General features: G+C 35.0%; 1 protein-coding gene. It reads right to left on the reverse strand.

Annotation, left to right across the window (positions count from 1 at the left end):
- Positions 1–340: 340 nt before the first annotated feature.
- The gene (locus M3627_RS20345; RefSeq protein WP_251557267.1) at positions 341–838 is read right to left on the reverse strand and encodes an HIT family protein; all 498 of its coding nucleotides are present in this window, start codon (positions 836–838) and stop codon (positions 341–343) included.
- Positions 839–1,063 lie beyond the last annotated feature (225 nt).

Below are 1,063 nucleotides of genomic sequence, written 5' to 3' on the forward strand. Positions count from 1 at the left end.
TAGGGCATAATGCATTCTCACCATATTCATTCAACTCAAGCATCATGATTTACACCACCCCCGCGGGTAGGCTTTCGTCAGCCGAACTGCTACGGTAAATTCTCACGCCTTTTCGCCGAGCTTATAACACGATCATTCTTACTAAATCTAATGCTATTCGACTAAGAGAGAGCCCTTCAAGACGTTACTCTATCATTTGACTCTTCGATATAATCCTTCAGTTCCATTGGAACTGTCTAGTCTTTACCAGAGAAATGTGACCATGCTCTATTTAAACTAGAAACGTTTTGCACAAGTAAAGCACCTGTTAGTTGAAGAAGAAATACTTATTTTGTGAATTTTAATTATCTTTATTCAACTCATTTATTTCAAACCAGGTTCTTAACTGTTCAGCATAGTTCAGCCTTTCCTCTGAAAGACTTAAATTACCGTCGGTTCGATAAAGATCATCATCATAATATCGTGGATAAACATGTAAATGATAATGCCATACATCCTGACTTCCCCCAGGTTCGTTGTGTTGTCGAGTGGAAATACCATCGCATTTGTAACACTCCTTTAATGCGTAGGATATCTTCTGTGCCAACTGATGAATTCGTGTAGCATATTCAATGGGTAAGTCGAAAATATTTTCAAAATGTTTATTTGGAATGATGATTACATGGGCTTTATTATTTGGCCACCACAATGTTCCGATTAAAGCCGTTACATAGTCATCTTTATACACAATATCTTGCTGTTTAGATTGGATTAGCTTGTCTTCTTCATCCTCAACACCTTTTACTAAAAGACAAAATGGACAAACATAGCCTTGTGGCATATGACTATATTGAATCATATTATTTACCCCTTTAAATAAAATTATTGTTTATTCTTCTTCAACTAAAACTGCCCCGTTATTTCAATAAGAAAAAAGCTTTACTCCTTCTTGAAGTAAAACCAGCTAATAGGATGTCAATATTTTTCTCTAAAATTATTATTAATCTTATGATATACTATTTTGTGCATGACAAATAGCCCTCCAAAAACCTTTTGGAAGGTTTTCTCTTAATTACTTGTAACC

This window comes from Psychrobacillus sp. MER TA 171, from assembly GCF_023713305.1.
In the GTDB taxonomy this organism is placed as follows: Bacteria; Bacillota; Bacilli; order Bacillales_A; family Planococcaceae; genus Psychrobacillus.